Origin of the sequence: Henriciella mobilis, from assembly GCF_003576315.1 — a bacterium.
Classification (GTDB): domain Bacteria; phylum Pseudomonadota; class Alphaproteobacteria; order Caulobacterales; family Hyphomonadaceae; genus Henriciella; species Henriciella mobilis.
The window spans coordinates 1-7,837 of the sequence record NZ_QWFZ01000031.1; the positions used below are offsets into that span (position 1 = coordinate 1).

At 57.4% G+C, this 7,837-nt stretch carries 8 protein-coding genes and 1 pseudogene; all 9 read left to right on the forward strand.

Annotation, left to right across the window (positions count from 1 at the left end; all coding sequences use genetic code 11):
* On the forward strand, positions 1-206 hold a 206-nt coding region (locus D1227_RS20210), incomplete at its 5' end, for a hypothetical protein (protein ID WP_233352896.1).
* The gene (locus D1227_RS14155) at positions 203-928 is read left to right on the forward strand and encodes a helix-turn-helix domain-containing protein (protein ID WP_119404568.1); all 726 of its coding nucleotides are present in this window, start codon (positions 203-205) and stop codon (positions 926-928) included. The genes D1227_RS20210 and D1227_RS14155, both read left to right, overlap by 4 nt.
* 176 nt (positions 929-1,104) lie before the next feature.
* The gene (locus D1227_RS14160; RefSeq protein ID WP_084396990.1) at positions 1,105-1,356 is read left to right on the forward strand and encodes a DUF5676 family membrane protein; all 252 of its coding nucleotides are present in this window, start codon (positions 1,105-1,107) and stop codon (positions 1,354-1,356) included.
* An 86-nt stretch (positions 1,357-1,442) separates the two neighbouring features.
* Entirely contained in the window at positions 1,443-3,701 is a 2,259-nt protein-coding gene (locus D1227_RS14165; RefSeq protein ID WP_119405098.1) for a copper-transporting P-type ATPase, read from the forward strand.
* A 17-nt stretch (positions 3,702-3,718) separates the two neighbouring features.
* Positions 3,719-4,216, forward strand: a complete 498-nt coding sequence (locus D1227_RS14170) for a DUF411 domain-containing protein (RefSeq protein WP_119405099.1) — start codon at positions 3,719-3,721, stop codon at positions 4,214-4,216.
* A complete protein-coding gene (locus D1227_RS14175) occupies positions 4,213-5,544 on the forward strand; it encodes an APC family permease (protein WP_119405100.1) in 1,332 nt (443 codons plus the stop codon). Before D1227_RS14170 ends, D1227_RS14175 begins: the two co-directional genes overlap by 4 nt.
* Positions 5,545-5,697: 153 nt before the next feature.
* Positions 5,698-6,126 carry a potassium channel family protein gene (locus tag D1227_RS14180; RefSeq protein ID WP_119405101.1) on the forward strand — a complete coding sequence of 143 codons (429 nt, stop codon included), beginning with the start codon at positions 5,698-5,700 and terminating at the stop codon, positions 6,124-6,126.
* 109 nt (positions 6,127-6,235) lie between these two features.
* Positions 6,236-7,237, forward strand: a complete 1,002-nt coding sequence (locus D1227_RS14185; protein WP_158586660.1) for an efflux RND transporter periplasmic adaptor subunit — start codon at positions 6,236-6,238, stop codon at positions 7,235-7,237.
* A 2-nt stretch (positions 7,238-7,239) separates the two neighbouring features.
* Positions 7,240-7,779 (forward strand): annotated as a pseudogene (locus D1227_RS14190) (ABC transporter ATP-binding protein); the annotation flags it as partial.
* Positions 7,780-7,837 lie beyond the last annotated feature (58 nt).

Consider the following 7,837-nt stretch of genomic DNA (forward strand, 5'->3'; position numbering starts at 1 on the left):
TTGCGAAGTCGATCGAACACCGCCGAGAAAATCTCCTCAGGGCACTACGAGCGATGGCAGGTATTTTCAGAGGCCTTGAAAGAGCCTCGCTGGAAACGACGAGCAACAGCCCGAACAGGCTCGGGACCGCGTGCGGTCAATGCGAAACAGCGATCTACGCTTTTCTTAAAGCAACCGAGCCTGACACTCAGGGGAGATTGAAATGAGCGCGGCGCCCTGGTCTGGCGCGTTGGCCATCGGGGTCGGCTGGGCCGCGCTCGACGCTCGCCTTGGCAAGAACACGGCACATGCTCATTTGGCACATCAGGCCATACTCGGGCTGGATGGCGCAGTCGTGGTGACGACAAACTCAGAGATAGTAGCCCCGACCGGCAAGGCTATTCACATCCCTACTGGGCAGACCCATTCCATCGGTCCTGAGGGACGCCTGACGCGCTCGATCTATATTGACCCGCGCTTTTCCGGAATTCGAAACGATCAGCAATGCAATCAGCCTGCCTGCCTTTCGGATGATCTATCAGCCGCTCTGGAGCACATCACCGACACTAATCAGGCGCGCGATTGGGCGAAAAGGTTCGCGGGCCGGTTGCCTGGTTCGGCCATAGATTCACGCCTACAAAAAGCCCTTGGCAACGTTCGCGCACTCGCCAATCCCGCCGCTCTGGCGCGCGAGCTCGCGCTGTCTCCAACTCGGCTGCGAGAGATCGTCAAGGCGGACTTCGGTGTTCCGCCCAGCAACCTATTGCAATGGTTGCAATTGCTCGGCGCCGCTAAGGCAATGGAGGCGTCGTCCAGTCTCGCTGATGCAGCGGCCGCGGGCGGTTTTGCTGACCAGGCGCATTTCACTCGCCGACTGCAACAATGGTTCGGGGTGACCCCAAAAATTGGCCTGTCGGGTTTGGAGGTGTCCGTCGATGATCTCAGCTGATCCCTCACCCAACGCGGATTGGTCGGCGCGCTTGTCTTGCTCAAGACAACGATGCGGGCCCTAAGTATATATACGGAGTAACCAATACCCCCTATGGGTATTAACTCATTTTCGAAGCAACGCATCGCTGTCGCACGAATTATGTGGCGGCAACAACCAAAGAGAAGGAAAACACCATGCGCCTCATCCCCACTGGGCACGCCCTATCCATTTTTCTCGCCATCACGTTTACGCTCTGTATCGCATGGGGGTTGGTCGCACCGCCTAGTCTCCACATGCACGGTGCGTGGGAAGAGCTCCTACCCGGATTTGAATTCATTTCGGTTTCAAGCTTCTTCCTCGGCCTCATCGAGTCCTACGTTTACGGCTGGTATATCGCGCTTGTCTTCGTACCGCTCTACCGGCTGTTCAATCGCCAAAAAGCCTAATGCAAGAACTCCATTAAAGATCAGCCGCCCAACCCGGGCGTTGACCTTTAAGAGTGACACTGAAGCCAAACCCCGGAGGGGCGGATATGACCAATACCGATCATAAACATCACGAGCATGGACATCATGATCACCACCACGGGGATGATCATGATTGTTGCCATGGTGGCGGAGACGCCGATGCCGGCGCGGACGGCAAATATGATCTCGTCCCGCAGGGCTACACAGGCACGGTCTATACATGCCCGATGCATCCAAACGTTCGCGACGTCCGAAACTCCGGGTGCCCTATCTGCGGCATGGCGCTGGAGCCAGAAGGTGTTGTCGTAGGCGAAGAAGACACTTCAGAACTCGACGATATGACCCGTAGATTCTGGATCAGCGCCATCTTCACCATCCCGCTTGCCATTTACGCCATGGGTGACCTGATCTCCGGCAAACCCCTCGAAGGGCTTTTGCCCGCCGGTTGGTCCCAATGGGCTCAATTCGTGCTGGCGGCTCCTGTCGTCCTCTGGGGCGGATGGCCATTCTTCGTCCGTGGTGTTCGGTCGGTACGGACGATGAACCTCAACATGTTCACCCTTATCTCTCTCGGCGTAGGCGTTGCTTTTGTCTTCTCGCTTGTTGCAACAGCTTTGCCAGGCATCTTTCCGCACGCATTTCGCAATGAGGCTGGCGAAGTCGCTGTATATTATGAAGCGGCCGCGGTGATCACGACGCTCGTATTGCTCGGGCAGGTTCTTGAGCTGCGAGCCCGAAGCGCAACATCGGGAGCAATCCGCGCGCTCCTGGAACTCACCCCGCCGACAGCAAACCGAATCGTGGCGGACGGACAGGAAGAAGAGGTTTCCGTCGACGATGTCCAGAGCGGTGACCGGCTACGGGTCCGGCCAGGCGAAAAAGTACCTGTCGACGGCGAAGTTGTTGAAGGGCGTTCGAATGTCGACGAGTCCATGATCACTGGAGAACCTATTCCAGTCGAGAAAGCAGCAGGGGATCCGATTACCGGCGGTACAGTTAACGGCACCGGATCACTCGTCATGGCCGCGACGCGCGTCGGCGAAGATACAATGCTATCGCAAATCGTACGCATGGTCGCCGAAGCTCAGCGCTCACGCGCGCCCATCCAGAAGCTCGCCGACACAGTGGCCGGCCTGTTTGTCCCGGCCGTCGTCGTGATCGCGATTATCACTTTCATCGTCTGGGCGATTTTTGGGCCTCACCCGGCCATGGCTTTTGCGATCGTCAACGCCGTGGCTGTGTTAATTATTGCGTGTCCCTGCGCGCTTGGCCTTGCAACGCCGATGTCAATTATGGTCGCCACAGGAAAGGGCGCACAGAGCGGCATTCTGATCAAAAATGCTGAAGCGCTCGAGACGTTTGAAAAAGTCGACACGATCGTCGTCGATAAGACCGGCACTTTGACAGAGGGCCACCCCAAACTTGTGACAGTCGAGCCTGCGAGTGGTCTCGCAGAAGCAGACTTCCTGGCTTACGCTGCCGCGATTGAACGCGGGAGCGAGCACCCTCTTGCGCAAGCCATCGTCAACGGGGCCGAAGAGCGCGGCGCAGCGCGCCTGAAGTCGACCGATTTTGAATCAGTCACCGGAGAAGGCGCGCAGGGCCGGGTCGATGGAAAGCTTTTCGCCATCGGCAACGCCAAGATGATGCGCCGGGTCGGTGCTTTTGACGAAACACTGAAAGCCCATGCTGAAACCTATCGCCGCGACGGCCAGACGGTGATGTTCGCCGCTCTGGACGGCAAACCGGCGGGCCTGATTGGTGTCGCCGATCCAATCAAAGAAACGACCCCTGAAGCCATAGCCGCCTTGCACAAGGCTGGCATGAAAGTCGTCATGCTGACAGGCGACAGCCTGGCAACAGCACAAGCGGTTGCACGCCAAATCGGCATTGATGAGGTAGAGGCCGATGTGTCACCAGAAGACAAAAACCGGATCGTGCGCGAACTCCAATCGAAAGGTGCGGTCGTCGCCATGTGCGGCGACGGCATCAATGACGCGCCTGCCCTTGCTCAAGCGGATATCGGAATAGCCATGGGAACCGGTACAGATGTGGCCATGGAGAGCGCCAGTGTCACCCTGGTCAAAGGCGATCTTCGCGGTGTCGCCCGCGCGCAGCGGCTGAGCCGCGCGACGATGGGCAATATTCGCGAAAACCTGTTCTTTGCCTTTATCTATAATTCGCTCGGCGTGCCGGTTGCGGCCGGCATCCTCTATCCGTTCTTTGGACTGCTTCTTAGTCCAATTATCGCCGCCGCCGCGATGAGCCTCAGCTCATTCTCGGTCATCGCGAATGCGCTGCGACTTCGCTCCGTCAAACTATAATTTAAAAGGAAACACTTATGTCAAAATGGATTCTTGGTGCCTTGGCCGCCGCCCTTTTCGCGCTTGCCGCTGGGTTTTTCGTCTCGGGCGGTTTGGCGAGCCCTGCAAATGCGCAAACCATTACCGTCTATAAAACACCCTGGTGTGGATGCTGTACGGCCTGGATAAAACACCTTCAGCGCGATGGTCTTGAAGTACGTGTTATCGAACGCGAAGACCTTGCACCAGTGCGGGCCTCGCTGAACGTGCCCGATGAACTTGCCTCCTGCCACACCGCGTCGGTTGATGGCTACGCGATTGAGGGCCATGTCCCAGCCTCGGAAATTCGTAAGCTTCTGGAAACCCGGCCAGATGCGGCGGGGCTTTCGGTGCCTGGCATGCCAATGGGCGCTCCCGGAATGGAAACAACAAGCCCGCCTGACGCCTATGATGTCATTCTGTTCAGTGCGGAACAGCAAAGCGTATTCGCGAGCTATGTCGGCCGCTTCCCGGCTGAACAGGCGGTTGGGCAATGAAATCCGAAACCTATAAAAAAGGCTCGCTAAGTCTCGCAGGAACCGTTGCGATGGGCACCGGTGTCATGATTGGCGCTGGGATCTTCGCACTGACCGGACAAGTCGCGCAATTCTCAGGACCAGCGTTTCCGCTCGCCTTTTTGCTTGCGGCCGTGGTCAGCGGGTTCAGCGCCTACACTTACATCAAAATGTCGAACAAATATCCGTCGGCCGGCGGCATCGCGATGATCCTTCAAAAAGCGTATGGGCCGACGACCCTTGCCGCCGCCAGCGCGCTGCTCATGACGATGTCGATGATCATCAATGAGAGCCTCGTCGCTCGCACATTCGGCGCCTACACATTGCAACTCTTTGATGTTTCGAAAGATAGTATTCTGGTACCCGTTCTGGCCGTTGGATTGATCGTTTTTGCGTTTATAATCAACATATCCGGAAACAAAATCATTGGCGGCGTATCCAAAATTGCTGCGGTCCTGAAAGTTGGCGGCATTCTGATCTTTGCTGGCGCGGCGCTCTGGGCGTCCGGCCTTTCTTTTGAAGCAGCCTCCTCGGCCACAACAAATGAGACTGGACCTGCGGGATTCCTCGCCGGCGTCGCCCTCGCCATTCTTGCTTTTAAAGGGTTCACCACGATCACCAATAGCGGCGATGAAGTCAAAGACCCCAATAAGAATGTCGGCCGCGCGATCATCTGGTCGCTGGCGATCTGCCTTGTTGTCTACATGGCTGTCGCTCTGGCGGTGGGGTCCTCACTGACACTTGAAGAAATTGTCGCAGCCAAGGATTTCTCGCTCGCAGAAGCCTCGCGCCCGGCCTTTGGTGATTTTGGCGTGGCGTTTACTGTGATCATTGCAATCATCGCCACCGCGTCGGGACTGCTCGCCAGTGTCTTCGCGGTTTCGCGCATGCTCGCTATGCTGACGAATATGAACCTGATCCCCCACAAGCATTTTGGCATGCCCGGCGGCATCCAGAAACACACGCTTGTCTATACCGTTGTTTTGGCTGCCTTCCTGGCCGCTTTCTTCGATCTTGGGCGGATCGCTTCACTCGGCGCAATTTATTATCTCGTAATGGATATTATTATCCATTATGGCGTGCTGCGCTATTTACGCGAAGATGTCGGCGCCCGCGCCTCTATTCTAGTCGCCGCCATATTATTCGATCTGATTGCCCTTGGCGCCTTCCTGTTCATCAAAGCGACCGCAGACCCAATGATCGTCGTCATCGCGATTGGGTCAATGGCTGCAATCTTCGCTTTCGAAGCGCTCTATCTCGGCCGGATCCGCGACAAGGAGGCGCCCGATCATGCGCACTCTCACTCGTGATGTAGCTGGTCCGCCGGGGGTAAACCTGGTGGCGTTCTGCGAGCGAACGGTGAGCAAGACTGGGATCCTTATTGGTTTAAATGCGATGGCGCACCCTATCGCGGGGCGTATCACAACGCTTTCGCGGCCCCGGCACAGGGCTAGGTTCGCGCCATGATCCTGGCGATTGTCATCTCCGCAGTCACCTTCGTGCTATCCGGCGCGCTTCACTATGCGATTGTCTCAGGCGCATTCCGCCACCTCGGAGCTGCGAGCTATCATCGCGGCCGCAAACTGGTCACTGCGCTTTGCGTCTCGGGGATTGCGCATCTCGCGGCGGCCAGTCTTTACGCCCTCGCTTACGGCCTGGGCCGCGCTCTAGAGATAGGAGATCTAAGCGGTGATACGCCGACGACAGCCATGGACGTCTTTTACTTTTCGCTCGTCAGTTACACCTCACTCGGTCTTGGCGACATTGTTCCAACCGGTCATTTGCGCTTCGTCGCCGGTGTCGAGGCGCTGAATGGTTTCCTGCTCATCAGTTGCTCGGCGGCGATGCTGTTTCTGTTCATGACCGAACAGAGCGAGGAAAGCAGCTCATGAGAGTCTCCTCTCGCGCTTCAATACAGTTACACCTGAAATGTTTGGCGCGCGCCTGCGCCTATAAGGGAAGGAACTCGGCCACGCGTATTATTGAGGAATGGGGGCACAAATGACCAATCTGGTAAAACGCTATGGTCTGATCGGCATCGCCATCGTCTTCCTCGCTGCCGCGATTGTCGGCTGGACACAGCTACGCAACCCCCATGAAGAGCTCGGCCATATCGAAGTGTTCGGAAATGTCGATGTGCGCCAGGTCAATCTGGGTTTCAAAGTTCCCGGGCGCCTCGCCGAAATGATGGTCGATGAGGGCGACGAGGTCGCTGCGGGTGCAGTTGTCGCAAAACTCGAGCCGATTGACTATGAAAATGAGGTGAAACTCGCGAAAGCGCGGGTTGCGCGGTCTCAAGCTGCGCTCAACGTTTTGCTCGCCGGCTCCAGGCCCCAGGAAATCGCGCAAGCTGAAGCGCAGCTCGCCGAAGCAGAAGCGGCTCTGACCGTCGCTGAAACCACCCTGTCGCGGCAGGAGTTTCTTGCCGAGCGAGATATCGCCTCACACCAGGCACATGAGGAAGCCGAAGCGCGGCATGGCGCGGCCATTGCGCAGCGTGACGCCGCCGCAAAAGGCTTGGAGCTGGCGCGCATCGGACCGCGCTCTGAGGATATCGATCAGGCGCGTTCAGTGCTAGCCGCCGAGCAAGCCGCTCTCGCCCTGGCTGAGCAACGCGTCGCCGATACGATGCTGACCGCCCCAAATGAAGGCATCATTCTGACACGTGTTCGCGAGCCGGGCGCAATCATCGGTGCAGGGGAAACCATTTATACCTTAACCTTGACCTCGCCGGTCTGGGTGCGCGCCTATATTGAAGAGCCAGATCTTGATTTGATCCAGGCCGGTATGGACGCCGAGGTGCGCACCGACTCCGGACGCGTCTATACAGGCCAAATCGGGTTCATTTCGCCGGTCGCCGAGTTCACGCCAAAGACGGTCGAAACCCGGTCATTGCGAACCAGCCTTGTCTACCGCGTGCGCATCATCGTTCAAGATCCAGAACACCGCCTGAAACAAGGCATGCCGGTTACAGTCATGCTCAGCCCCGACCGGGATGTTTGAGCGTGCCGGGCCCGCTGATCCAGATAGATCAACTCAGCAAGCGCTTTGATAAGGGCGCCCTTGCGGCGCTCGATTCTGTTACGGCCCATGTCAATGCAGGGGAAGTCACTGGTCTGGTTGGTCCCGATGGGGCTGGAAAAACCACATTGCTGCGTCTGATCGCAGGCTTACTGGTTCCCTCAACCGGTAAGATCACTGTCAACGGTCTGGATCCCGTCACGGATAGCGGATCGGTTCACCGGATTGTGTCCTATATGCCCCAGCGGTTTGGGCTCTACGAAGATCTGAGCGTCCAGGAAAACCTGACGCTGTATGCTGATCTGCGGTCAGTTCTCGGGTCAGACCGCGAAGAGGCCTTTGAGCGGCTTTTGGGATTTACAGGCCTCGCACCTTTTACAAACCGGCTGGCTGGAGCGCTTTCCGGCGGCATGAAGCAAAAGCTTGGCCTTGCCTGCGCCCTCATCAAGAAACCCGACTTGCTGTTGCTTGACGAACCAAGCGTTGGCGTCGATCCGATCTCCCGGCGAGAGCTTTGGCGCATTGGTCTGCCTCAGAAAAACTGGCCCATAGTTTGAGTTAGGATCGGCTCTGAAATGGAGT

Coding starts and splice junctions, on each gene's coding strand:
- D1227_RS14155 (WP_119404568.1), top strand. CDS start 203: ATGAGCGCGGCGCCCTGGTCTGGCGCGTTGGCCATCGGGGTCGGCTGG.
- D1227_RS14160 (WP_084396990.1), top strand. CDS start 1,105: ATGCGCCTCATCCCCACTGGGCACGCCCTATCCATTTTTCTCGCCATC.
- D1227_RS14165 (WP_119405098.1), top strand. CDS start 1,443: ATGACCAATACCGATCATAAACATCACGAGCATGGACATCATGATCAC.
- D1227_RS14170 (WP_119405099.1), top strand. CDS start 3,719: ATGTCAAAATGGATTCTTGGTGCCTTGGCCGCCGCCCTTTTCGCGCTT.
- D1227_RS14175 (WP_119405100.1), top strand. CDS start 4,213: ATGAAATCCGAAACCTATAAAAAAGGCTCGCTAAGTCTCGCAGGAACC.
- D1227_RS14180 (WP_119405101.1), top strand. CDS start 5,698: ATGATCCTGGCGATTGTCATCTCCGCAGTCACCTTCGTGCTATCCGGC.
- D1227_RS14185 (WP_158586660.1), top strand. CDS start 6,236: ATGACCAATCTGGTAAAACGCTATGGTCTGATCGGCATCGCCATCGTC.